The sequence below is a fragment of the Vibrio sp. SCSIO 43140 genome (genome assembly GCF_023716585.1).
Classification (GTDB): Bacteria; Pseudomonadota; Gammaproteobacteria; order Enterobacterales; family Vibrionaceae; genus Vibrio; species Vibrio maritimus_B.
The window spans coordinates 3,564,592-3,587,450 of record NZ_CP071850.1; the positions used below are offsets into that span (position 1 = coordinate 3,564,592).

Here is a 22,859-nt window from a genome sequence, read left to right on the forward strand (position 1 = left end):
TACAGAGGAGTGATTATGTGGCAACAAAAGACCCTTTACCTCAGCGCGAAAAAACGTGGTTTTCACCTAATCACTGATGAAATTGAACAACAATTACCACAACTTAGCGACTACTCTGTAGGTTTGCTACATCTTTTCATTCAACATACCTCAGCAAGTTTAACCCTGAATGAAAACGCTGACCCCACGGTACGCACGGATATGGAGAGCCACTTTAACCGCTACGTACCTGAAAACGCCCCTTACTACCGACACTCCTATGAAGGGAGTGATGATATGCCTGCACATATTAAGAGCTCATTGCTTGGTGCGAGTGTGTCAATTCCCATTAGTCATGGTCGACTAGCTTTGGGAACATGGCAGGGCATTTACTTAGGAGAGCATCGAGATTTTGGTGGTGAGCGCCGAGTGATTGCGACGTTGCAGGGGCAGGCTTGAGGTAAGAACCATGTTGGGTTTTGAGATCGCGGTGGGAAGATCCCTGCCTGCGCAGGGATGACGACTTAAAGTTACGAAATCACGTCGGAAGAGAGGTTAGTTGATTTCGTTGTAGCTCATTTCAACACGTGAGGTGAGCTTGGTAACCAGTTCATAAGCGATGGTACCAATGTGTTCTGCGACCTCTTCAGACGGTAAGTCCTCTCCCCACAAAATGGCTTCATCACCAACATTGTCTTCAGCATCTGGACCTAGGTCTACGGTAAGCATATCCATCGATACGCGCCCCGCGATAGGCACTTTACGGCCATTAACTAGCACTGGTGTACCATTAGGTGCTGTTCGTGGGTATCCGTCACCGTAGCCGATGGCTATCACGCCGACTTTGGTGTCTCGCTCGCTGGTCCAGGTGGCACCATAACCAACACTCTCACCTTTTTTCACGTCACGGACGGCAATCAGATGAGACTTTAGGGTCATCACAGGCTTAAAGCCCATATCGGCCGCTGTTTTATCACCAAATGGAGACACACCATACATAATGATGCCTGGGCGAACCCAATCGAGCTGGCTTGATTGCCACTCTAGCAGGCCAGCAGATGCTGCCATTGAGCGTTCACCATTGCAGCCTTCGGTAAGCGAGAGAAACAGCTCAATCTGCTGTTTCGTCATTGGGTTATCAAGCTCATCGGCACAACCAAAGTGGCTCATGTAACGCAGCGGCTTTGCTACGTTATTGCAGTGATGCAGACGCTCGACAAACTCTTGATATTGCTCCTCACGAACGCCGAGGCGATGCATGCCGCTGTCGACTTTAAGCCAGACGACAACCGGTCCTTCTAACTCAGCCTGCTCCAATGCGTCAAGCTGCTCATAACAATGGACCACAGTTTGAATATTGTTGGTAACCAATACAGGTAAATCGTTCGCCGAATAAAACCCTTCTAATAACAAGATAGGCTTTACAACACCGCTCGCTCTTAGCTGCAGTGCTTCCTCAATACGCGCCACACCAAAGGCATCCGCACCCTCAGCATTCTTAGCAATGTGTCTTAAGCCATGACCATAACCATTTGCCTTAACCACAGCCATCACTTTGCTGTTTGGCGCTTTGTGCTTAATGCGCGCTAGATTATGAGCCAACGCATCTAGGTTGATATGCGCTGTCGCTGCTTTCATGTAACTCATGCCGAACCCTTACTATTCTTCATCAAACGCAGGACCGGAGTAGTTATCAAAGCGAGAGAATTGACCTTGGAACGTCAAGCGCACCGAACCGATAGGACCGTTACGCTGCTTACCTATGATGATTTCCGCAATCCCCTTTAGCGCGCTGTCTGGGTGATATACCTCATCGCGGTAGATGAACATGATAAGGTCGGCATCCTGCTCGATAGAGCCCGATTCACGAAGGTCCGAGTTTACCGGGCGCTTATCAGCACGTTGCTCCAAGGAACGGTTAAGCTGAGACAGTGCCACAACAGGCACATTCAACTCTTTCGCCAACGCTTTAAGAGAGCGAGAGATCTCAGCGATCTCTAGGGTACGGTTGTCAGATAAAGAGGGGACACGCATCAACTGAAGGTAGTCGACCATGATGAGGCTAAGACCGCCATGATCACGGGCAATTCGACGAGCACGCGAGCGCACTTCTGTCGGAGTCAAACCTGAACTGTCATCAATATACATGTTCTTCTTTTCCATGAGCATGCCCATGGTGGTGGAGATTTTTGCCCAATCCTCATCATCAAGCTGACCAGTACGGATCTTGGTTTGGTCAACACGAGAAAGCGAGGCGAGCATACGCATCATGATCTGTTCTGAAGGCATCTCGAGTGAGAAGATAAGTACAGGCTTGTCGCTCGACATCGCCGCATTCTCACACAGGTTCATTGCGAACGTGGTTTTACCCATAGAAGGACGCGCCGCAACGATAATCAAGTCAGAGCCTTGTAGACCGGCAGTCTTCTTGTTGAGGTCATTAAAGCCCGTGGTCACGCCTGTCACACCGTCTTGCGGTGTTTTGTAGAGGATCTCAATACGCTCTAGGGTTTTTTCTAGAATGTTATCGACGTTTTGAGGGCCTTCGTTCTCATTGGTGCGGTCTTCAGCAATCTTAAAGACTTTACTCTCCGCCATGTCGAGAAGGTCTTCCGATGAGCGACCTTGAGGGTCATAGCCAGCATCAGCAATCTCATTCGCCACACCAATCAAGTTGCGCACCAAAGCACGCTCAGCCACGATATCCGCGTAAGCATTGATATTGGCTGCACTTGGCGTGTTCTTCGCCAAATCCGCTAGGTAAGCAAAGCCACCCACATCATCAAGCTGCTCTCGAAGCTCTAGATGCTCGGAGAGGGTAATCAAGTCAAGAGGGTGATTCTCTTCGAGGATCGCTTGGATACCTTCAAATATCAAACGGTGCGGTCGACTATAAAAATCGCTACTGATGACTTTTTCTGCCACGGTATCCCAACGCTGGTTGTCCAGCAGCAAACCACCTAAGACCGATTGCTCCGCCTCTAAGGAGTGAGGAGGAACCTTCACTGAGTCCACTTGAGCATCTTTACTTTTTTGATTTCGGATATCCGCCATGACCTTACTCGATAACACACTAAGACCCACCATTATATACTCAAGTAAGTGTGGGCTAAAGCAAAGAAAACGCGACTAAAACGATGAATCATGAATCAAAATTTGACCTATCGCTGACGATGAACGAATATGCGACACATATAATCCCCTGCCCATTTCCCCATGCCATGAGGTTTTCGTGTCCAAGAAGTTGATATTTAGTTTAGTGCTGCTTGCTTCGCCGGCGATCTATGCTGAAGAGTTCACGCCTTCTGGTGACAACGAAGACACACCACCCTCACCTCTAAAAACTGAAGTCGAGTTTGGCTATCAGGCGCACTCAGGTAATACCGACTCTCAATCGCTAAACGCTCGTGTTGGCGCTGAATATACTGAGGGTAGACACCGTACCAATGGTGAGTGGAAGTACTATCAATTGTACAAAAATGGGGAAGAGGACAAGAATCAACAAAACTATTTGCTGCAGAGCGACTATAAGTTGGGCCCAAGGACCTATCTATACGGAAACTATAACGGTTTTACATCTCGCTACAGCTCTTACTTTGAAGACCATACCGTTTCAGGCGGTTTTGGTTACCAGTTATTTAATACAGATTCAGTTTTGCTTGAAGCCGAATTTGGTCCAGGCTTTCGTTATCAAGAGCCTAACGTTGATGAAATCGATGATGATGAGATCATTTTCAAGGATATTGTGAAAGAAGCCATTGTGCGCGGTAACATTAATTTCTCTTGGAACCCACTGGATAACCTAACGGTCGCCACCAAACTTACCGTCACTGCAGGTCAAAGCAACACGCGTATGGATACGGAGTTAAACGTCACCAACGACATTACCGAGACCATCGCCCTTAAGCTGGCTTATGACAGTAAATACCATACCAAGGTACCTAGCCCTACCTTAAGCAAACGCGATTCAATCTTTACGGTTAATCTGCTTTTCGCTTTCTAGCTTTCTATCAAAGACAAACTTGGTCTTAATCTAATAGAAAATGAGCAAAAAAAAAAAACACCAGCCGAGGCTGGTGTTTTTCGTGTTCTTGTAACTGAAATTACTCAGCAGCAACAACTTGTAGTGCGATTTGCGCGAAAACTTCAGAGTGAAGTTGAACACTGATCTCGAACTCACCAGTTGTACGTAGAGCACCTTCAGGAAGGCGAACTTCGCTCTTAGCAACTTCAACGCCTGCAGCAGTGATTGCGTCAGCGATGTCACGAGTACCGATAGAACCGAATAGTTTGCCTTCGTCACCAGCTTTAGAAGCGATAACAACAGCTTCTAGAGCGTTAACTTTTTCAGCACGAGCTTCAGCAGCAGTTAGTTGCTCAGCAACTTTAGCTTCTAGTTCAGCGCGACGAGCTTCGAACATTTCAACGTTAGATTTAGTTGCCATTACAGCCTTACCTTGTGGGATAAGGAAGTTACGAGCGTAACCAGATTTAACATTAACTGTATCGCCAAGACCACCTAGGTTACCGATTTTATCAAGTAGAATAACTTGCATTGTTTAATCCTCTTTTCTAAACGGTGCCGATTACTGATGCTTATCAGTGTACGGAAGTAGAGCTAGGTAGCGTGAACGCTTGATAGCGCGCGCTAGCTGACGCTGATATTTAGCGCTTGTACCAGTGATACGGCTAGGTACGATTTTACCAGCTTCAGTGATGTAGTTTTTAAGAGTTGCTACGTCTTTGTAATCAATCTCTTGAACGCCTTCTGCAGTGAAACGGCAGAATTTACGACGACGGAAGAAACGAGCCATGGGCTATCTCCTGATCTAAATTAAAGTCTTGATGTCGGTAATGGATAACCACTACCAAGTACTAAGTGAGTAACGAATTACTCTGCAGATGCTTCTGGCTTAGCTTCTGTACGCTCTTCACGACGTGGAGCACGCTCAGAACGCTCTTCTTTCTGCTTAAGCATGATAGAAGGCTCAGTAACAGCTTTTTTAGTACGCATGATCATGTTACGTAGAACTGCATCGTTGAAACGGAAAGCAGTTTCTAGCTCATCAATAGCTTCTTGTGGAGCTTCAACGTTCATTAGAACGTAGTGAGCTTTGTGAAGCTTGTTGATTGGGTAAGCCAGTTGACGACGACCCCAGTCTTCTAGACGGTGGATAGTACCGTTAGCTTCAGTGATAGAACCAGTGTAACGCTCGATCATGCCAGCAACTTGCTCGCTTTGATCAGGGTGCACCATGAATACGATTTCGTAATGACGCATTGGTTGCTCCTTACGGATTATTAGCTTCCACGTTTGGCTCGGTCGTCCAGAGGAAGCAAGGAACTAATAAAAAAGACCGAGAATTAAGGACCGCGAATGTTACAGAAAGGGCGGACAATAAGCAAGCAATTTTAGAGGTGAAACAACCACGGAAATTATACAGTGCTGCTTAGGTGCAAAAAGCCTTGCTATTCATCAGCATAAATCTTCACCGTTAATGCCCCATCCACGCCAACAGAGGCTCGATACATGCCAGAACTGTTCATCGCAAAGTGGACATCGCCGTTGGCATCAATGGCGATCAAGCCGCCCTCTCCGCCCATCGTTTTCAGTTCACCTTGAATAATGGTCTCAGACGCCGTGTGTACATCTTCATCGAGATAACGCATGCGTGCTGCCACCTCTCCCGCCACCGTTTTGCGAATAAAATACTCGCCCATACCGGTGGTTGAAACCGCGACATTATTGTTCTCAGCGTAGGTACCCGCACCTATGATGGCGGTATCACCCACACGACCATATTTCTTATTGGTTACACCGCCGGTACTGGTCGCTGCGGCGAGGTTGCCCTGCTTATCAAGCGCGACCGCACCGACTGTGCCGTATTTCTTATCATCGGGGTATTTGGATTCTGATAGCGCAAAAAGCCCTTTTTCTTTCATCGATTGAAGCTGTTCATAGCGCCTCTCAGTAAAGAAGTAATCTTGTTCGGTGTAGTCATGACCTTGCTCAAAAGCAAACTTTTCCGCGCCTTCGCCAATTAAGAGCACGTGATCACTATCGCGCATCACATCACGAGCAAGCGCAATCGGGTTTTTGATATGCCTAACACCCGCCACAGCACCCGCATCTTGCTGCGCGCCGTGCATCACAGATGCGTCCATCTCCACCATCTCGTCGTGCGTCAATACCGAGCCTTTACCCGCGTTAAAATGGGGCGAATCTTCCATCACCTTTACCGCTGCAACCGTGGCATCGAGAGCATCACCTCCTGCTTCAAGAACCGCAGCGCCCGCCTGTACCGATTTACTCAATGCATCCAGTATCTCTTGCTTGAGCTCATCACTCATCTGCGTTTTTAAAATCGTACCGGCACCACCATGAATAGCGATAGCAAAAGGCTGAGTCATACATCACTTCCTTATTATTCGTTCTGTTTCAAAGTACTATAAACGACAAAGGCCTCCCAATGGGAGGCCTTTGAAAAGCGTGTGATTAGTGAGAACCACAACCGCCGCCACCGCAGCAACCGTCTTCTTTCTTCTCACCGTGGCCTTCGCCACCACAACAGCCACCTTCTTCACCGTGACCTTCGCCGCCACAGCAGCCGCCGTGCTCAGCTTTATGAATGTGACCGTGCTCGATCTCTTCTGCTGTTGCTTCGCGAAGTGCAACCACTTCAACGTCAAACGTTAGCGTTTGGCCCGCTAGCATGTGGTTACCATCAACCACAACTTCATCGCCGTCTACCTCTGTAACTTCTACAGGGATTGGACCTTGGTCAGTATCCGCTAGAAAACGCATACCTACTTCAATTGTGTCAACGCCTTGGAATACGTTAGCTGGAACACGCTGAACTAGCGCGTCATTGTGCTCGCCGTACGCTTCTTCTGGAGAAACAGTTGCAGTGAACTTGTCGCCTGCTTCTTTGCCTTCAAGTTCCTTCTCTAGGCCAGTGATTAGGTTGTTATGGCCGTGTAGGTAATCTAGAGGTGCTTCTACAGTTGCTTGGTCAACAACCACACCGTCTTCAGTTTTTACTTGGTACGCTAGGCTTACTACTGCGTTGTTAGCAATTTTCATGGATACTCCAAAGGATTGGCACTAAGACTAGACATTTAACTTCGCCTAATCTTATAAAAACAATGCCGCCGTTAGGCGGCGTGTGAGCATATTATGGGGATAGAAAATAGAAACTCAATCATTCCGGCTTAAAAATGCCGATTAATTCTTCATCACTTCGTTCAGATTTTTCTACAGCTTTAGGGGTTCGCTGCTCAGTGAACTCGCAATCCACGCACTCTACCCACTCAACATTGTTTTCGATCCACCAGCGTAGGCTGTCTTGTGTGGAACATTTCGGGCAGCTTGCCCCTGCGATAAATCGTTTCTTAATACTGCTCATGTTACTTCCTACTATCCAGACGACTCTCGTCACCTAATCCCAAAAGTTTCGGGACTGGCGGTCGTTTTCCATTTCACGGCCAAAGATCTCTTCGAGCTCTTTACGAGCTTCTTTTGAGCGCTGCGCCAGTTCTTTGTCTTCACTGTGTTGCGGCAACAACTCCTTGAGCATGGCATTATCCAGTTTTTTAAAGTGCGCTTCTGCGCGTTTGGCCTCATAAGGGTGAAATCCTAGCTCAATCAGCGCCTGACGCCCTAAGTCAAGTGCCCCTAAGAAGGTCTCACGAGAATAGCGGTCTACCCCGTGGTTCATTAACTGATACGCTTCTACGCGGCTGCGAGCTCGCGCCAGCACCTTAAGCGACGGGAAGTGCTGATGACACATATCCACCACTTCCATAATCTCTTCTGGAGAATCCGTGCAGACGATAATGGCTTCCGCTTTATGGGCACCTGCTGCCCTTAATAGGTCTAGCTGTGTCGCATCACCATAAAACACCTTATAGCCGTACTTTCTCAGCAGATGAATTTGGCTCGCGTCACTCTCTAGTACGGTGATTTTGACCTTATTGGCGTACATCAAGCGACCAACAATTTGTCCGAAGCGACCGAAGCCCGCAATGATGACTCGTGGCTGCCTATCCTCAACATCGGTTTTAATGGTAGTTTCTTGCTCTTGATTGAGTGATCTCTCAAACCACTTTTTCTGTCCCATCAAAAGCAGTGGCGTGGTCACCATGGATAAGCTCACTACGACCAACAAGAAAGCCGACTCTTCAGCAGGCAACAGACCCTGAGCGCTGGCAGCAGTGAAAATAACGAATGCAAACTCACCACCTTGACTCAAAATAGCCGCCATCTTACTGCGCGCTTTCGGGCGAATACCAAATAGACGCGCCAACACATAAAGCAGCAAGCCTTTGATAACCACTAGAGAAACAACCGCAAGTAGAACCTTAAGTGGTTCAGAGACCAGTAGCCCTAAATTGACTGCCATGCCCACAGCGATAAAAAACAGACCGAGCAACAGACCTTTGAAGGGCTCAATAGCTATCTCTAGCTCGTGGCGATACTCACTCTCTGCAAGTAGCACCCCAGCTAAGAAGGTGCCAAGTGCCATCGATAGACCCAGCTTTTGCATGAAGGCGGCAATACCCACCACCAGCAGCAGCGCCGCCACGGTAAACAGTTCACGTACGCCGCTCATCACCACATAGCGAAATAATGGTCGAATGAGGTAATGACCACCAATGAGCAGCGCAAGTACGCCGGCGAGCATCCATAATATGTCATCCCAGTTACCTGCTGTGTTACCTGCCAGTACCGGAAGCAGCGCCAACATCGGGATCACGGCTATATCTTGAAATAGCAGTACTGCAAAACCAGACTGACCCGTTTCGCCGCCCGCCAAACCCTGCTCTTCTATCACCCGCAGTGCAATCGCAGTGGAGGACAGGGCTAACGCCATCCCTATGGCTAGGCTTGTCTGCCATGTGAGCCCAAAAAGCGAGGCGATAGCAGACAACACTAAGGTGGTGACTAAGACCTGCGCACCACCGAGTCCCAGAATCGGTACCCGCATCTGCCACAGCTTCTTGGGATTAAGCTCAAGACCAATTAGAAACAGCAGCAGCACCACGCCAAATTCGGCAAAATGAAGGATCTCATCCACATCACTGATGAGACCGAGCCCCCATGGACCAATCGCCACACCCGCCAGCAGGTAACCCAGCACACTTCCTAACCCAAAGCGCTGAGCAATCGGCACAGCCACTACTGCCGCCGAAAGAAATATCACGCTGCTCTGTAGAAAATCATTCGCCATTGCCATCAGCCGCCTCCTTTACCGCAAGCGACGACATCATTAAAGACTCATCGAAGGGGTGCATCAGCCACTGCCTGTAAAGCTCAGCATGCTGATAGCGATCCATGTCATCCACACGGCGAGACCAGTAGAGAACCAAAGGCTCCATCCAATGCATTTTGCACAAGGCTGCGCTGAGCTCAAACGGCTGCAATATCTGCTCAAGTGGGTACTTGTTGTAGCCAGACTGGCTAAAGGCCGACTCTTTACCGCCTGTCGTGATCACGCTGCGCCAATACTTACCTTCTAAGGCACAATCATCACCAAACGCAAAGCCTTTGCCCAGCACTCGGTCAATCCACTCTTTGAGCAGCGATGGGCAGGAATACATATAAAGTGGATGCTGAAACACAATCACATCGTGCTCGAGCAGCAATTGATGCTCAGCATTGACGTCAATAAAGAAATCAGGGTACAGGGCATATAAATCGCGCAGGGTGACATTATCCAAGGATTGGATTTTTTTGAGCATCACCTGATTGGCGATAGAGTTTTGCGGCTCTGGGTGCGCATAGATCACCAGAACTTTTGGGGATTGGTTTGAGTGTTGTAATTCTGACGTCATTCCTTGAAAACCATCTCCATACTTACGGCTTCGTAAACTGCTCTCTCGTAACATCGAGAGTCAGTCACTCTTGTTTACCCTAATCTTTAAGGGTAGACAGTGATGATTGTTATTGAAATCATTCTGTTTTTGTTATCAGTTTGTTCCATCATATACCAAACTTCACCGTTCGTGCAGGTTAGTTTGCCCCTGATTGCCTTGCTATTTATGACTTCTCACAAGGGATAATGATCGACATTTCGCTGCTTTCCCCATAGTATTCGTGGGTCGAAAATTCAATCACTAGCTAGTTGTTTCCTTATGATCACCTTCTCTGATATTCAATTGCTTCGCGGCGGTAAACCACTGCTCGACCAAGCCTCTGCCACCATTCACCCTGGTGACAAAGTGGGTCTAGTCGGCAAAAACGGTTGTGGTAAATCCACCCTGTTTGCGCTGCTCAAAGACGAACTCTCCATTGATGCAGGCTCATTTAGTCAGCCATCCCATTGGGAGCTCGCTTGGGTGGCACAGGAAACCCCAGCACTAGAGCGCACCGCTATTGAATACGTGATTGATGGCGATCGTGAGTATCGTGCACTAGAACAAAAGCTGATCGACGCTGAGCAGCAAGACAACGGCACTCTGGTTGCAGAGCTGCATGGCAAAATCGAAGTCATTGGTGGCTACAGCATCCGTGCTCGCGCAGCAGAGCTTCTAGATGGTCTTGGTTTTAGCCAAGAGCAGATGACGTGGAATCTGACCCAGTTCTCGGGTGGTTGGCGTATGCGCCTTAACCTAGCGCAGGCGCTATTGTGCCGCTCAGATCTACTGCTGCTCGACGAACCAACCAACCACTTGGACTTAGACGCCGTCATGTGGCTTGAGCGCTGGCTACAAAGCTACCCAGGTACACTTGTCTTGATCTCGCACGACCGAGATTTCCTCGATCCAATCGTTGGCCGCATCATCCATATCGAGAATCAACTGCTGAACGAGTACACAGGCAACTACTCCTCGTTTGAAGAGCAGCGCGCGCAAAAACTCATCTTGCAACAGGCTCAATACCAGAAGCAGCAAAAGCAGATGTCGCACATGCAAAAGTACATCGACCGCTTCCGCTACAAAGCATCGAAAGCACGCCAAGCGCAAAGCCGTATTAAAGCGCTAGAGCGCATGGAAAAAGTGCTGCCAGCTCAGTTTGATAATCCATTTAGCTTCGAGTTCAGAGAGCCAGCAGCACTGCCAAATCCAATCATCATGATGGATGATGTTTCGGCGGGTTACGATGACAACATCATTCTTGAAAAGATCCGTCTAAACCTAGTTCCGGGTAGCCGAATTGGTCTATTGGGTCGCAACGGCGCTGGTAAATCCACGCTGATCAAATTGCTGTCAGGCGAGCTTGGCGCCAAAGGGGGCGATCTTAATTACTCGCAAGGGGTTAAGATTGGTTACTTTGCCCAGCACCAACTAGAAACCCTGCACCCAGAAGAGACACCGCTGCAACACATGATGCAGATCGCACCGCAACATACCGAGCAGCAGCTTCGTGACTATTTGGGTAGCTTTGGTTTCCAAGGGGATAAAGCACTTGAAAAAGTCGCGCCGTTCTCTGGTGGCGAGAAAGCGAGACTGGTGTTAGCGCTTGTTGTATGGGAAAAACCCAACCTATTGCTACTCGATGAACCGACCAACCACCTTGATCTTGATATGCGCCAAGCCTTAACGCTTGCACTGCAAACCTTTGAGGGTGCCATGGTCATCGTCAGCCACGATCGCTACTTGCTGCGTGCGACCACCGATGACCTATACCTAGTCCACGATCGCCAAGTAGCACCATTTAACGGTGACTTGGTTGACTACTATAAGTGGCTGACCGAGCAGCAAAAGATTGAGCGTAAAGAGGCTCAAGCCAATGAGCCGGATAAAACCTCAAATAACAGTGCCGCTGCCAAAAAAGAGCAAAAACGCAAAGACGCCGAGTTTCGTAAGCAAACCGCGCCAATTCGCAAAACACTGACAAAGCTTGAGGAAAAAATGGATAAGTTATCCGCCCTCGTCGCTGAGGCAGAGGAGCAATTGTCTGATACTTCTCTGTATGATGCGGAAAATAAAGCTAAACTTAATGAAGTACTTGCCAAGCAAGCCTCCAGTAAATCCGAACTTGAAGAAGTCGAAATGGACTGGATGGCGCAGCAAGAAGTTCTTGAGCAGATGGAACAGGAATTCAATCAATCATGACCCGCGAGCACGCATCTTCAAACCTCACTTTTGACCACCTATGGCAGTTCAGCCTGCAATACTACGGGGTGCGTGAGGTAAAAGAGGCGTGCTTAAATCTGCAAAATCACTATCACGGTAACGTCAATCTGCTGTTACTACTGAAGTGTCTGGACGAACAGGCACTTCGCTTCAATGCCGAGGATTGGCATCATGTTCAATCCTGTCTCGGTCGCACGGAAAAACTGCTGCATCAATTTCGCGATATCCGCCGTCAACTCAAACACAGCGTGGTTGATAGTCTCTATCGTGAAGCGCTTGAGTTTGAACTCAGTCTTGAGAAGCAGCAGCAATCCGACCTCGTTGATTGCATTAATGCGTTAACGCTAAGCCCGAAACAGGGTGAAGCACTGGTACTCGGCTATTGTCGCCAACTTGGCGCTGAGCATCTAGGGTTTATTTTCGCCAAGCCAGTCAGCGAACTCGCTACCAAATAAACAGCACACATGACGCGGTAAGCAGCGCCATACTGGAGTTAAAGCGGCGCCATGCCGTGGGTGTTGCCAGCCAGCGGCGAATAAAGGTGCCAAAGCCTACCCATACCGACGACGTTTGTATCTGAACCAGCAAAAAGATCACCGATATCCCCACCAGCGACCACCAATAGTAGTCACCGCTCAATGCAAACGAACTCACGGCGGTGACCGACATCACCCAAGCTTTTGGGTTCAAATATTGAAATGTCATGGCTTCAAAGCAGGTCATCGGTTTGGCTTTGCTATCAGACTCTCCTTTGTTGATCCCAGCGGTGAGAATTCGCCAAGCCAAATACAGCAAATAGGCGCTGCCCAGCCATTTGAGAACTTCTTGGACCATAGGGTAGGTTTGGAAGATCACGCCGAGACCTGCACCATTCAACAGGATCAAGCTGATCAGGCCGAGACCAATCCCAAGAAAGTGCGGGATCGATCTAACATAGCCAAAGTTAGCGCCCGACGCCGTTAACATGACATTGTTAGGACCCGGCGTCCCCGTCATGACCACGGCGAACAATGCTACTGATAGCAAAAATGACCAATCCATCCTTTTTCTCCTATTGCCACAAAATTGTATCGGTACAATTTTCACAAATACGTTGATTTATTGTTAATGCGAGCTCAAAATAACCCTAACAAAGCCATAAACCAGACGCAAAGGATTTATTGTCACCATGACAATCGAGACAATTACCGTATTCAAGCAAGATCCAGCGCCGATCTACAAGCAGATCGCCGATCAGATCGCCACGATGATCGAAGAGGGCGATCTTAAAGCAAACAGTAAGCTGCCTACCCACCGCTGGCTTGCAGATAAGCTCGGTGTCACGGTAGGCACGATTACTCGAGCGTATGCGGAGGTAGAGCGGAGAGGCTTAGTAGAGGCAAAAGTGGGGGCTGGCACCTATGTCTCCGATACCAACAAGCCAAGTTGGGTGTTCGAGCAAAGCACTGTGGCACAAGGCGAAATGAATTTCGGCTATAACATTCCGCCCCTTCTCGACAGAAGCGATATGCTGAAACAAGCTATGCAGCGCATCACAAGCTCGAACTCGCACCTCAACCAATTGATGCTCTATCAGCCACCCGCTGGACTTGATGCACACCGCAGCATTGTCGCTAAATGGCTCAATGAAAAAGGCATCAAGCTCGCCGCACATAGGATGTTGTTTAGTTCAGGCGCTCAGCATGCGATTCAAATGGTGCTCGACACCTTCACTCGCGCAGGCGATACCGTCTTAGTAGAAAAGTACACCTACCCTGGTGTGATTAGCTTGGCGCGTCAGAATCAGTTGACGCTCAAGGGTGTAGATATGGATGAGTTCGGCATCACGCCAGAGTCTCTAGAGGTTTGCTGCCAACGCTACTCTCCGCGTTTTATCTACTTAACACCCACGCTGCAAAACCCAACCACCGCCATTATGCCTGAAGAGCGCCGCCGCGATATCTTGCGTATCTGTGAGTCCTATGATGTCTACGTGATTGAAGATGAGATCAACGGCCTGCTGCTCGAACAAGCGCCAGCGCCCATGGTGAACTTCGCGCCTGAGCGGGTTATCCATATTGGTGCTTTCTCAAAGTGTCTCGCACCGGGTTTGCGAGTGGGTTATATGAGCGCTCCAGAAAAGCTTTATCAGCACCTCGTGATGACACTGCAAAACCATAGCTGGATGATAAGCCCGCTGCTCACTGCCCTAACCTGTGAGATGCTGACCTCAGGTGATGCCGAGCGTAACCTCACCATCATTCACAATGAGATGAAAAAGCGTATCGCTGTTGCAGTAGACGCACTGAGCGATTTTAACCTTCGTTACCAGCAAGGTGGGTTTCATGTTTGGCTAGCTCTACCTGAGCACTGGCGACTGAGTGAGTTTGTCAGCAGAGCAGCAGAGCAAGGGGTTATCGTCAAGTCGGGCGAGCTATTCGCACCTCCTGGCGGCTCAGTCGCACCTGCGGTGCGCCTGTCGCTGAGCTCACCTCAAACGATCGAGCAGCTACAATTAGGCGTAGATACTTTAAAAGCACTACTACAATCCAATCCCGTAAGTGAATTTACGTTATGAGCAGCAAACACTTTATCGCCGCCAAAGGGCTAGCCAATCCACACATCCAAACGCTTATCCCACGCTTTGTGCGCCGCAAAGCTTTGTTTGAGCCAATTTGGGAAACGCTCGACACCCCAGATGGAGATTTTGTCGAGTTGGCATGGAGTGAAGATCCCCACGGAAAAAGTGCCCAAGGCAAGCCTGTGTTTATTCTATTCCATGGCTTAGAAGGGTGCTTTTACAGCCCCTATGCCAATGGACTGATGCACGCCTTTGCTAAGCAGGGATGGCTGTCCGTCATGATGCATTTTCGCGGCTGTGGGCCGAATCCGAATCGACTTGCCAGGGCTTATCATTCCGGTGAGATTGGTGACGCAAGACAGTTCATTGAGCTTTTAGATCATCGTTACCCAAATAGTAAAAAGGTTGCCATAGGCATTTCCCTTGGCGGCAATATGCTGACCAACTATCTTGCGCACTATGGTGATGATACTAAGCTGAATGGCGCAACCGTCATCTCTGCCCCGCTCGACCTCGCAGCGTGCGCAAGACGTATAGAGCAAGGCTTCTCTAAGGTCTATCGCTCTTACCTGCTCAGCTCAATGAAAAAGAATGCGCTTAACAAACTCCATCTACTGAGTGAAGTGCTTGGTCTGACCGAAGAGCGCATCAAGAACATGAAAAAACTCTACGAGTTCGATGATTTGATCACAGCACCTCTGCATGGATTCAAAGATGCCGATGACTATTATCAGCGCTGCTCTGGTCTACCTCGCCTACGAGAAATCACGGTACCGACTCAGTTTATTCATGCCAAGGATGACCCCTTTATGACACACGAGGTCATTCCAACCTTTACACTTCCAAACCATATCGACTACCAATTGCTTGAACGTGGTGGTCATGTCGGTTTTATGACTGGCAGCCTGAGACGCCCGCGCTTTTGGCTAGAAGAGACCCTGCCAAGTTATTACCAGCATCTGATTGACTAGCCAAAAAGAGCAACCACTCCCTTTGTGAATCAGCAGTGGTATAATCCCGTGGTCATAGAATTGAGAGGTATTTATGATCATCCCATGGCAACAGATTGATGCAGATACGCTGGATAACCTTATTAAAGAGTTCGTGCTGCGCGAAGGCACCGACTATGGTGAGTCGGAAGTGTCGCTAGACGACAAGGTTCGTCATGTTCGCAGCCAACTCGAAAGCGGTGAAGCCGTCATCGTGTTCTCTGAGCTTCACGAGACCGTCGACATTAAATCTCGTCGCGCGCTGTAATTTTTCGGTAGCGACGTAAGTAGCTGCTATATTGAAAGGCTATTGAACTGAAACTGGCCCATAAGGTCTAACTCCTTATGTGAGTTAGCAAATTTATAACGACAATTACAAATACACAGGAAGTGTTATGTCAGCAAAACACCCGATCATTGCTGTAACGGGCTCCTCTGGAGCTGGAACGACAACAACGTCAGAAGCATTCCGCAAGATGTTCAACATGATGAGCGTCAAGCCTGCGTTTATTGAAGGTGACAGTTTTCACCGCTTTACGCGTCCAGAGATGGATATCGAGATCCGCAAGGCGAAAGAGCAAGGTAAACACATCAGTTACTTTGGGCCTCAAGCCAACGACTTCCCCGCCCTAGAAGAGTTTTTTCGCAACTATGGGCAAAATGGTACAGGTCAGTTTCGCCGCTACCTGCATACCTTTGATGAAGCCGTACCCTACAACCAAATGCCAGGCACCTTTACCCCATGGCAAGACCTGCCAGAAAATAGCGATGTACTGTTTTACGAAGGCCTGCATGGCGGCGTCGTCGACGGTGATGTGAATGCCGCTCAGCACGTTGACCTACTCATTGGCATGGTGCCTATCGTTAACCTTGAGTGGATTCAAAAGTTCGTGCGAGATACCCGCGATCGCGGCCACTCAAGAGAGGCGGTCACCGATTCGATTGTTCGCTCAATGGATGACTACTTAAGCTATATCACGCCACAGTTTTCGCGCACTCACATTAATTTCCAGCGCGTGCCAACCGTCGATACCTCCAACCCGCTCAACGCCAAAGGCATTCCGAGCTTGGATGAAAGCTTTGTGGTAATTCGCTTGCGTGGTATCAAGAATGTCGACTTCCCTTACCTGCTCGCCATGATTGATGGCTCGTTTATGTCTCGCCACAACACCATAGTGGTCCCTGGGGGTAAGATGAGTTTTGCGATGGAACTAATCGTCAGACCAATACTTCAACAGCTCATAGAAACTGGAAAAATAGGTTAGGTTTTGTGAGCCGAATCTCGATGATTTTTTATACCGTGATCATGTGCACAGTTTTGTATAGATAAATGGGCTTATGACACGATTAAAATCAAGAAAAGTGGCGCAAAAAAGGATACTATTTCTTTGAAACAGAAGATCGCTTGCGCCATCTTCAAAGTGCTTTTATGCTAGTAAGTCTTAACAAACGGGCTTGCTAACAAATATGGAAAGCAGCAAGCATACCCTGCAGAGGAAGTAAGATATATGGTTCTAGGTAAACCTCAAACCGACCCAACGTTAGAGTGGTTCCTTTCACACTGCCACATTCACAAGTATCCATCGAAGAGCACGCTTATCCACGCGGGCGAGAAAGCAGAGACGCTTTACTACATCGTAAAAGGTTCTGTAGCGGTACTTATCAAAGATGAAGAAGGCAAAGAGATGATCTTGTCTTACCTTAACCAAGGTGACTTCATTGGTGAACTAGGCCTGTTCGAAGAAGACCAAGAACGTACAGCATGGGTACGAGCAAAATCACCTTGTGAAGTTGCGGAAATCTCATTCAAGAAGTTCCGTCAGCTTATCCAAGTTAACCCAGACATTCTAATGCGCTTATCTGCTCAGATGGCAAGTCGTCTACAAGTGACTAGCCAAAAAGTAGGTGACCTAGCGTTCCTAGACGTAACGGGTCGTATTGCACAGACGCTACTAAACCTAGCGAAACAACCAGATGCAATGACGCACCCAGACGGCATGCAAATCAAGATCACTCGTCAAGAGATTGGCCAAATCGTTGGCTGTTCTCGTGAGACAGTAGGTCGTATTCTTAAGATGCTAGAAGAGCAGAACCTAATTTCTGCACACGGTAAAACTATCGTGGTTTACGGTACTCGTTAAGAGCGCGTCGCAAGATTTAAAAAGCCACCTTCGGGTGGCTTTTTTGTTTTTATCTTGTCATTCAAACTCTATCGTCATCCCACGAGCCGCGCGCCTGCGCAGGCAGTGGGCTTCTTTAAGCGCGCACCAAGCCTCGAGTAGATTCCTGCCTGCGCAGGAATGACGGGCGTTGAGAGGACTTCTAACCCCAAATTATCGTCGCCGCACGGCCAGTGGAATGACGGCGTTGTAGGGTTTATCGTTACTGATGCGTACTCTCAAAGATTTTATCTGCCGAAGCAGCAACAAAGCCTTGATAGTAAGTGCCATCGGCTAACTGGTAACGCTTAGCAAACTCATAGAAGCCGCCAGGAATCACCTGATCACCATCAGTAAATGCCACGGACACTTTGTCTGCCATCGTCGAGGATTGCTCCAAAAGAACTTCTGGTGAGCCTTTTACCTCACCACCCGATTCATTTATCGCAAATCCTGCATCACGAAGGTGTTGGTTTACACCAACGACCTCGGCAAAGCGATCAAGCTGGTTCACACTCACTGTAAAGTGATTCGCGCCATAACCATGAGCGGCAAGCCATGAGGCGTACTCGCTCTCTTGTGCCAGTGTTTGGAAGTCTTGATAGCTTAGATCCCACAAGCGGCCACCATATAAGAACTCAGCAGAAGATAGCTTAGCGCTGTCCACCTGCGCCACTAGCTTAGCCACGATATCTTGAAGCGATTGAGAGCACTCTTCTACCCGCAATTCGCTGATAAACACCTTAGGAAGCAGAGCATTGCTATGTTCTAGGTGAATCGCGGTCAGCTTTTTGGATTCAAAATCGTAATGGCCACTCACCTCGTAACCAAGGTCCAGAAACGGCTTAGCCAGCGTGTCGATACCGAGCGGTGCAACATTAAAGGTTCGCAGAGCAATATGGTCATTGATGAGCGACTCATCTTCTCTCAGCAAGTCATGAACCTTGTGAGCTGAAGGACATAAGCGAGTAATGTAGTCTTGCCACAAATGGCCAAATAACGCGTCAACAGTCATATCCAGATCCTTATAGTTCAATGCCAGGGCTCAACGTCGCAGGAAGAACGGTGTTATCGCCTTCCATCGATGCCATAGGGTAAGCGCAGTAATCCGCTGCGTAGAACGCACTTGGGCGAAGGTTGCCAGAAGCGCCCGGACCACCAAACGGCGCATCACCACTCGCGCCCGTGAGCTGACGGTTACGGTTTACAATGCCTGCTCGAATGTGGTCTGTGAAATACTGCCACTCCTCATCAAGCTCAGAGATAAGACCTGCCGATAGACCAAATCGAGTGTCGTTAGCAAGTTCTACCGCTTGCTCTAGGGTCTCGTAGCGCACCAGTTGTAGCAGCGGCCCAAAGTACTCCTCATCTGGAAGCTCCGCGATATCTGTCGCATCTAGCAGTGCTGGTGTTACGAAAGCGGCATTCAAGCGTTTTGCTTCAACTAAGCTCTTACCGCCCAGCTTCACCAGTTCAGCTTGCGCTGCAATAATATGGTCTGCGGCCTGCTCTGAGATCTGCGGTCCCATAAATGGGGCAGGCTCTGCAAACGGCTCATCAATGCGGATCTTATTAATAGCTGACACTAAGCTTTCTACTAATTGATCACCTTTTTCACCAAATGGCACATAAAGGCGTCGTGCGCAGGTACAACGCTGTCCGGCACTGATGTAGGCCGATTGCAAAATGGTGTACACCGCTGCATCCACATCACCAAACGCTTCACTGACAACAAGTGGGTTGTTACCGCCCATCTCAAGCGCCAGCATCTTGCCAGGTTGACCCGCAAATTGACGATGAAGAATATGACCTGTGTTAGCACTACCTGTAAACAGCACGCCATCGATGCCCTTTGAATCGGCAAGAGCAATACCGGTTTCTTTACCACCTTGAACCAGGTTAATGACACCGGCAGGCAATCCCACCTCTTCCCAAATCTTCATCGCGATTTCACCCACCAGTGGCGTTTGCTCTGAAGGCTTAAAGACTACCGTGTTCCCTGCCAATAAGGCCGGTACGATATGACCATTCGGTAAATGACCAGGGAAGTTATAAGGGCCAAACACTGCCATAACACCAAGGGGCCTGTGACGGAGGACAATTTGGTTTCCAGCAGCTTCGCGTTGGCTCTCGCCTGTACGTTGGTGGTAGGCACGAATCGAAATGGCAATCTTACCGGCCATTGCCCCCGCTTCAGTGCGCGTTTCCCATAGCGGCTTGCCGGTTTCTTTGGCAATCGCAATGGCGATCTCTTCACTACGCTCTTTAACCTTGTCGGCAAACGCCAGCACAATAGCCTCACGCTCAGCGAACGGTCTTTTTTTCCACTCAACAAACGCTTTACGAGCGGAAGATACCGCCTGCTCTACCTGCTCAGGTGTCGCCGATTGACCTTCCCAGATGATGTTATTGTCGTATGGCGACAGTGACTGAAACGCATCACCGAGACCTGCCACCCAGTTACCCGAGATCCATTGAGTTTGTTGAGACATAGTGAAATTCCTTTGGTCTTTGAAATGTGGCCGCTATTGGCGGCCATCTTATGCTTATTGCGGTTTGTCTTATTGCTACTGATGCAGCGACACGCTAAATGCCTACTGCGCCAACATGCGAACCATGTCGCCCTCAGCAACATTGAGTGCATCGGCCGCTTCAGGAGACAGCAATACGGTGCCAGATTCCGCATCAAACGCTGCTTTGGCTGCAGTTGCGCGGAAGTGCTCAAATGAGGTGTTAGCAATCAGGTAGTCTTGCGAGCTGGTATGCTCAGATACCGATACCTTGGCACGGAATGAATCGCGCACCGCTTGGATGTTGCGAAGGTCACATTCCACGGTTGGACCCGCATCGAAAATGTCGACATAGTTGCGACAGGTAAACCCTTCGTTCTCAAGCAATTTCAACGCCGGGCGCGTGTTCTCATGCACCTGACCGATAACCTCTTGAGCCTCTTTGCTCAGTAGGTTGATGTAAATCGGTAGTTTTGGCATTAAATCGGCAATAAAGCCCTTCTTACCAATACCAGTTAGATAGTCGGCTAAGGTAAAGTCGATAGAGAAAAAGTGTTCTTGAAGCCACTTCCAAAACGGAGAGTTACCCTCTGCATCCGACACACCACGCATCTCAGCAAAAATGGTTTTTGAGAAACGCTCTGGGTGCTCTGCCATCATCAAGAAGCGGCACTTAGACATCAGGCGACCATTCAAGCCACCACGAAACTCCGGACGCAAGAACAAGGTACAGATCTCGCTACAGCCCGTGTAGTTATTGCCAAACGTCAGTAGCTTCACCACGTTATTCACATTCAGCTTCGGTGATGAGTGCACCACAGTACTGATGTGATAAGAGTAGAAAGGAACATCCCAACCAATCGCACCTTCAATACCCGTTGTCCCTGCGACTTCGCCAGTTTCCGTATCGAAACCAACCATCAGGTAGCCTTCATCGGTAGGCGACGTGACATCTTGCTTAGCAAAGCTGTATTCAGAGTGGGTAATTCGGTTTGTCAGTAGCTCTTCATTAACGGGAAGAGAAGTAAAACCGTGACCTGATTCTACGGCACAAGTATGCAGTGCATCGTAATCAGATATAGAGATAGGACGAACAACAAGCATCAATAATCCCTCCTGACGCAAACTCTCTCGGAACATCCAAATCCGAGAGAGCATCAAATAGCCGTTTCTCGGCTGTCTGCTTAAACTAGCGTGCCAATGGCCTTGTCTAGCTTAGCTAATCCTTCTTCAACTTCTTGCTGAGTGATAACCAGTGATGGTGTGAAACGCACCACGTTGGCACCGGCGACCAGCACCATCAAGCCTTGTTGACCTGCAGCCACCAGAACATCACGAGCGCGGCCTTGCCACTCTTCGTTAAGTGCAGCGCCAAGTAGTAAGCCTTTACCACGGATTTCACCAAAGATGCCGTATTTGGCGTTAATCTTCTCAAGACCTTCACGGAACCAAGCTTCACGCTCCGCAACACCTTCAAGTACATCTTTACGCGACACGACATCAACAACCGCTTCTGCTACCGCACATGCTAGCGGGTTACCACCATAGGTCGAACCGTGAGTTCCTACCTTCATGTGGGCTGCCAGCTTCTCGGTTGTTAGCATGGCACCGATAGGGAAACCGCCGCCTAGTGATTTAGCCGTGCTTAGAATGTCAGGCGTAATACCAAGACCTTGGTAAGCGTAGAAGTGACCAGTACGACCGTTACCTGTTTGCACTTCATCAAAGATAAGCAGCGCATTGTACTTATCACAAAGCTCACGAACGGCCTGAACAAATTCTGGTTGCGGAGAAACAATACCGCCCTCACCTTGTAGCGGCTCCATCATGACCGCACAGGTTTTATCCGACATTTGCGCTTCAAGCGCGGCGATATCGTTATAAGGAATGTGTGTTACATCACCTGGCTTAGGACCAAAGCCATCAGAGTAGGCTGCTTGGCCGCCCACCGTTACCGTAAAGAAGGTACGACCGTGGAAGCCTTGGTTAAAGGCGATAATTTCTGACTTTTCAGCACCATGTACATCCGCTGCCCAGCGACGAGCAAGCTTAAGCGCTGCCTCATTTGCTTCTGCACCAGAGTTGGCAAAGAACACACGCTCAGCAAAGCTTACTTCGGTGAGTTTCTTCGCAAGGCGCAGCGCTGGCTCATTGGTCATTACGTTACTTAGGTGCCAAATTTTGTTGGCTTGCTCAGTCACAGCGTTGACCATAGCAGGGTGGCAGTGACCCAGACAGCTCACCGCAATACCACCAGCAAAATCGATATACTCGTTACCTTGCTGATCCCAAACACGTGCACCCTCGCCCTTAACTGGAATCATCTCCATCGGGTTATAACAAGGTACCATTACCTCATCGAACCACTCACGAGTTACCGCTTTTTCCGTTGTCATAACACATTCCTTCTTATTACTGCGTGTGGGTGAAAAGAGGTTTGCCTTCAACAAGGCGACTAAGGGGAACCTTCTCTTTCTATTAGCGGCAGAACATTTTCTATCGCCTTTCCACAGATGCAGCATTGTATTTACAATTATTTAACCATAGCAATAGTGAAAAATACTTTTTAGGTGCACTTTGCGCC

At 48.8% G+C, this 22,859-nt stretch carries 24 protein-coding genes; 9 read left to right on the top strand and 15 right to left on the bottom strand.

Annotation, left to right across the window (positions count from 1 at the left end):
- Window positions 1-15 precede the first annotated feature (15 nt).
- On the top strand, window positions 16-438 hold the full coding sequence (locus J4N45_RS16995; protein WP_252012645.1) for a secondary thiamine-phosphate synthase enzyme YjbQ: 423 nt from the start codon (window positions 16-18) through the stop codon (window positions 436-438).
- A 96-nt stretch (window positions 439-534) separates the two neighbouring features.
- Here the strand turns inward: J4N45_RS16995 and alr are convergent, their stop codons facing one another.
- Together alr and J4N45_RS17005 are read right to left on the bottom strand one after the other, a co-directional pair.
- Window positions 535-1,626 carry an alanine racemase gene (alr, locus tag J4N45_RS17000; protein WP_252012647.1) on the bottom strand — a complete coding sequence of 364 codons (1,092 nt, stop codon included), beginning with the start codon at window positions 1,624-1,626 and terminating at the stop codon, window positions 535-537.
- Window positions 1,627-1,638: 12 nt separating this feature from the next.
- Entirely contained in the window at window positions 1,639-3,033 is a 1,395-nt protein-coding gene (locus J4N45_RS17005; RefSeq protein ID WP_156111084.1) for a replicative DNA helicase, read from the bottom strand.
- Window positions 3,034-3,211: 178 nt separating this feature from the next.
- Between J4N45_RS17005 and J4N45_RS17010 the strand changes: the two genes are divergently transcribed.
- The gene (locus J4N45_RS17010; RefSeq protein ID WP_234495086.1) at window positions 3,212-3,982 is read left to right on the top strand and encodes a DUF481 domain-containing protein; all 771 of its coding nucleotides are present in this window, start codon (window positions 3,212-3,214) and stop codon (window positions 3,980-3,982) included.
- 100 nt (window positions 3,983-4,082) lie between these two features.
- On the opposite strand, the gene rplI is transcribed toward J4N45_RS17010, so the two are convergent.
- The 8 genes from rplI to kefG form a co-directional block, all read right to left on the bottom strand.
- On the bottom strand, window positions 4,083-4,535 hold the full coding sequence (gene rplI, locus J4N45_RS17015; RefSeq protein ID WP_042477246.1) for a 50S ribosomal protein L9: 453 nt from the start codon (window positions 4,533-4,535) through the stop codon (window positions 4,083-4,085).
- A 30-nt stretch (window positions 4,536-4,565) separates the two neighbouring features.
- A complete protein-coding gene (rpsR, locus tag J4N45_RS17020; RefSeq protein ID WP_000090472.1) occupies window positions 4,566-4,793 on the bottom strand; it encodes a 30S ribosomal protein S18 in 228 nt (75 codons plus the stop codon).
- A 77-nt stretch (window positions 4,794-4,870) separates the two neighbouring features.
- Window positions 4,871-5,260 (bottom strand): 30S ribosomal protein S6, encoded by a 390-nt coding sequence (rpsF, locus tag J4N45_RS17025; protein WP_042477242.1) that lies wholly within the window; start codon window positions 5,258-5,260, stop codon window positions 4,871-4,873.
- Window positions 5,261-5,448: 188 nt separating this feature from the next.
- A complete protein-coding gene (locus J4N45_RS17030; RefSeq protein WP_252012649.1) occupies window positions 5,449-6,390 on the bottom strand; it encodes an isoaspartyl peptidase/L-asparaginase family protein in 942 nt (313 codons plus the stop codon).
- 85 nt (window positions 6,391-6,475) lie between these two features.
- Window positions 6,476-7,063, bottom strand: a complete 588-nt coding sequence (slyD, locus tag J4N45_RS17035) for a peptidylprolyl isomerase (protein ID WP_042477236.1) — start codon at window positions 7,061-7,063, stop codon at window positions 6,476-6,478.
- Between the two features lie 118 nt (window positions 7,064-7,181).
- On the bottom strand, window positions 7,182-7,385 hold the full coding sequence (locus J4N45_RS17040; RefSeq protein WP_042477233.1) for a YheV family putative zinc ribbon protein: 204 nt from the start codon (window positions 7,383-7,385) through the stop codon (window positions 7,182-7,184).
- A gap of 33 nt (window positions 7,386-7,418) precedes the next feature.
- Entirely contained in the window at window positions 7,419-9,215 is a 1,797-nt protein-coding gene (kefB, locus tag J4N45_RS17045; protein WP_252012651.1) for a glutathione-regulated potassium-efflux system protein KefB, read from the bottom strand.
- A complete protein-coding gene (gene kefG, locus J4N45_RS17050; protein ID WP_252012653.1) occupies window positions 9,199-9,813 on the bottom strand; it encodes a glutathione-regulated potassium-efflux system ancillary protein KefG in 615 nt (204 codons plus the stop codon). Before kefG ends, kefB begins: the two co-directional genes overlap by 17 nt.
- 300 nt (window positions 9,814-10,113) lie before the next feature.
- On the opposite strand from kefG, the gene J4N45_RS17055 reads away from it, so the two are divergent.
- Window positions 10,114-12,036 carry an ABC transporter ATP-binding protein gene (locus J4N45_RS17055; RefSeq protein ID WP_252012655.1) on the top strand — a complete coding sequence of 641 codons (1,923 nt, stop codon included), beginning with the start codon at window positions 10,114-10,116 and terminating at the stop codon, window positions 12,034-12,036.
- Entirely contained in the window at window positions 12,033-12,512 is a 480-nt protein-coding gene (locus J4N45_RS17060; RefSeq protein ID WP_252012656.1) for a TIGR02444 family protein, read from the top strand. Before J4N45_RS17055 ends, J4N45_RS17060 begins: the two co-directional genes overlap by 4 nt.
- Here the strand turns inward: J4N45_RS17060 and J4N45_RS17065 are convergent.
- Window positions 12,502-13,098: a LysE family translocator gene (locus J4N45_RS17065; RefSeq protein ID WP_252012657.1), complete on the bottom strand. Its 597-nt coding sequence runs from the start codon at window positions 13,096-13,098 to the stop codon at window positions 12,502-12,504. The genes J4N45_RS17060 and J4N45_RS17065 overlap by 11 nt on opposite strands.
- A gap of 127 nt (window positions 13,099-13,225) precedes the next feature.
- Here J4N45_RS17065 and J4N45_RS17070 point away from each other — a divergent pair, with 127 nt between their 5' ends.
- The 5 genes from J4N45_RS17070 to crp all read left to right on the top strand — a co-directional run bounded on the left by J4N45_RS17070 (window position 13,226) and on the right by crp (window position 17,747).
- A complete protein-coding gene (locus J4N45_RS17070; protein ID WP_252012658.1) occupies window positions 13,226-14,614 on the top strand; it encodes an aminotransferase-like domain-containing protein in 1,389 nt (462 codons plus the stop codon).
- Window positions 14,611-15,588, top strand: a complete 978-nt coding sequence (locus J4N45_RS17075; protein WP_252012659.1) for a hydrolase — start codon at window positions 14,611-14,613, stop codon at window positions 15,586-15,588. The genes J4N45_RS17070 and J4N45_RS17075 overlap by 4 nt, the downstream gene beginning before the upstream one ends.
- A 73-nt stretch (window positions 15,589-15,661) precedes the next feature.
- A complete protein-coding gene (locus tag J4N45_RS17080) occupies window positions 15,662-15,874 on the top strand; it encodes a YheU family protein (RefSeq protein ID WP_234495078.1) in 213 nt (70 codons plus the stop codon).
- Between the two features lie 127 nt (window positions 15,875-16,001).
- Window positions 16,002-16,871 (top strand): phosphoribulokinase, encoded by an 870-nt coding sequence (locus J4N45_RS17085; protein ID WP_252012661.1) that lies wholly within the window; start codon window positions 16,002-16,004, stop codon window positions 16,869-16,871.
- Window positions 16,872-17,114: 243 nt separating this feature from the next.
- The gene (crp, locus tag J4N45_RS17090) at window positions 17,115-17,747 is read left to right on the top strand and encodes a cAMP-activated global transcriptional regulator CRP (protein ID WP_004410522.1); all 633 of its coding nucleotides are present in this window, start codon (window positions 17,115-17,117) and stop codon (window positions 17,745-17,747) included.
- Between the two features lie 241 nt (window positions 17,748-17,988).
- Here the strand turns inward: crp and J4N45_RS17095 are convergent, their stop codons facing one another.
- The 4 genes from J4N45_RS17095 to J4N45_RS17110 all read right to left on the bottom strand — a co-directional run bounded on the left by J4N45_RS17095 (window position 17,989) and on the right by J4N45_RS17110 (window position 22,671).
- Window positions 17,989-18,780, bottom strand: coding sequence for a DUF1338 domain-containing protein (locus J4N45_RS17095; RefSeq protein WP_252012662.1), 792 nt, complete (start codon window positions 18,778-18,780; stop codon window positions 17,989-17,991).
- A 10-nt stretch (window positions 18,781-18,790) separates the two neighbouring features.
- A complete protein-coding gene (astD, locus tag J4N45_RS17100) occupies window positions 18,791-20,257 on the bottom strand; it encodes a succinylglutamate-semialdehyde dehydrogenase (RefSeq protein WP_252012663.1) in 1,467 nt (488 codons plus the stop codon).
- Window positions 20,258-20,359: 102 nt separating this feature from the next.
- Window positions 20,360-21,379, bottom strand: a complete 1,020-nt coding sequence (gene astA / locus J4N45_RS17105; RefSeq protein ID WP_042477216.1) for an arginine N-succinyltransferase — start codon at window positions 21,377-21,379, stop codon at window positions 20,360-20,362.
- A gap of 80 nt (window positions 21,380-21,459) precedes the next feature.
- Window positions 21,460-22,671 carry an aspartate aminotransferase family protein gene (locus J4N45_RS17110; RefSeq protein ID WP_042477213.1) on the bottom strand — a complete coding sequence of 404 codons (1,212 nt, stop codon included), beginning with the start codon at window positions 22,669-22,671 and terminating at the stop codon, window positions 21,460-21,462.
- Between the last annotated feature and the right edge of the window lie 188 nt (window positions 22,672-22,859).

Bases quoted from the DNA above. Each gene is read 5' to 3' on its own strand.
- slyD (WP_042477236.1), bottom strand. From the start codon at position 7,063: ATGAAAATTGCTAACAACGCAGTAGTAAGCCTAGCGTACCAAGTAAAA.
- J4N45_RS17095 (WP_252012662.1), bottom strand. From the start codon at position 18,780: ATGACTGTTGACGCGTTATTTGGCCATTTGTGGCAAGACTACATTACT.
- J4N45_RS17060 (WP_252012656.1), top strand. From the start codon at position 12,033: ATGACCCGCGAGCACGCATCTTCAAACCTCACTTTTGACCACCTATGG.
- J4N45_RS17080 (WP_234495078.1), top strand. From the start codon at position 15,662: ATGATCATCCCATGGCAACAGATTGATGCAGATACGCTGGATAACCTT.
- J4N45_RS17085 (WP_252012661.1), top strand. From the start codon at position 16,002: ATGTCAGCAAAACACCCGATCATTGCTGTAACGGGCTCCTCTGGAGCT.
- J4N45_RS17065 (WP_252012657.1), bottom strand. From the start codon at position 13,098: ATGGATTGGTCATTTTTGCTATCAGTAGCATTGTTCGCCGTGGTCATG.
- kefG (WP_252012653.1), bottom strand. From the start codon at position 9,813: ATGACGTCAGAATTACAACACTCAAACCAATCCCCAAAAGTTCTGGTG.
- J4N45_RS17075 (WP_252012659.1), top strand. From the start codon at position 14,611: ATGAGCAGCAAACACTTTATCGCCGCCAAAGGGCTAGCCAATCCACAC.
- rpsR (WP_000090472.1), bottom strand. From the start codon at position 4,793: ATGGCTCGTTTCTTCCGTCGTCGTAAATTCTGCCGTTTCACTGCAGAA.
- rpsF (WP_042477242.1), bottom strand. From the start codon at position 5,260: ATGCGTCATTACGAAATCGTATTCATGGTGCACCCTGATCAAAGCGAG.
- J4N45_RS16995 (WP_252012645.1), top strand. From the start codon at position 16: ATGTGGCAACAAAAGACCCTTTACCTCAGCGCGAAAAAACGTGGTTTT.
- J4N45_RS17070 (WP_252012658.1), top strand. From the start codon at position 13,226: ATGACAATCGAGACAATTACCGTATTCAAGCAAGATCCAGCGCCGATC.
- J4N45_RS17040 (WP_042477233.1), bottom strand. From the start codon at position 7,385: ATGAGCAGTATTAAGAAACGATTTATCGCAGGGGCAAGCTGCCCGAAA.
- J4N45_RS17005 (WP_156111084.1), bottom strand. From the start codon at position 3,033: ATGGCGGATATCCGAAATCAAAAAAGTAAAGATGCTCAAGTGGACTCA.
- crp (WP_004410522.1), top strand. From the start codon at position 17,115: ATGGTTCTAGGTAAACCTCAAACCGACCCAACGTTAGAGTGGTTCCTT.
- rplI (WP_042477246.1), bottom strand. From the start codon at position 4,535: ATGCAAGTTATTCTACTTGATAAAATCGGTAACCTAGGTGGTCTTGGC.
- J4N45_RS17110 (WP_042477213.1), bottom strand. From the start codon at position 22,671: ATGACAACGGAAAAAGCGGTAACTCGTGAGTGGTTCGATGAGGTAATG.
- J4N45_RS17030 (WP_252012649.1), bottom strand. From the start codon at position 6,390: ATGACTCAGCCTTTTGCTATCGCTATTCATGGTGGTGCCGGTACGATT.
- J4N45_RS17055 (WP_252012655.1), top strand. From the start codon at position 10,114: ATGATCACCTTCTCTGATATTCAATTGCTTCGCGGCGGTAAACCACTG.
- alr (WP_252012647.1), bottom strand. From the start codon at position 1,626: ATGAGTTACATGAAAGCAGCGACAGCGCATATCAACCTAGATGCGTTG.
- astD (WP_252012663.1), bottom strand. From the start codon at position 20,257: ATGTCTCAACAAACTCAATGGATCTCGGGTAACTGGGTGGCAGGTCTC.
- kefB (WP_252012651.1), bottom strand. From the start codon at position 9,215: ATGGCAATGGCGAATGATTTTCTACAGAGCAGCGTGATATTTCTTTCG.
- astA (WP_042477216.1), bottom strand. From the start codon at position 21,379: ATGCTTGTTGTTCGTCCTATCTCTATATCTGATTACGATGCACTGCAT.